Below are 358 nucleotides of genomic sequence, written 5' to 3' on the forward strand. Positions count from 1 at the left end.
GCTGCGTTACGTGGAGGCCGGTTTTTTGCCTATCGACAACAACGCCGCTGAGCGCGCGATCAAGCCGTTTGTGATTGGACGCAAAAATTGGCTTTTCAGCGACACGCCCAAAGGGGCGTATGCCAGTGCACAAATTTACAGCCTGGTCGAAACCGCCAAAGCTAACGGCCAGGAGCCGTATACGTGGCTGCGCCACGTACTGGAGCGGCTGCCGCTGGCGACATCGGTAGAAGACTGCGAGGCCTTGCTACCGTGGAACTGCTCGCCAGAGATGCCAAGGTAAACCGGAACCTACCCCCTACTTTTGCGGTAGGTGGGGTTTATGGGGCGCTTACGGTAAAGCGATCAGTTACATGGC

The 358-nt window shown here is 57.3% G+C and carries 1 protein-coding gene; it reads left to right on the forward strand.

The features are described from left to right. On the forward strand, positions 1–283 hold a 283-nt coding region (locus HX830_RS31430), incomplete at its 5' end, for a transposase domain-containing protein (RefSeq protein WP_177104700.1). Positions 284–358: the final 75 nt, after the last annotated feature.

Source organism: Pseudomonas gingeri, assembly GCF_013385425.1.
GTDB classification, from domain to species: Bacteria; Pseudomonadota; Gammaproteobacteria; order Pseudomonadales; family Pseudomonadaceae; genus Aquipseudomonas; species Aquipseudomonas gingeri_D.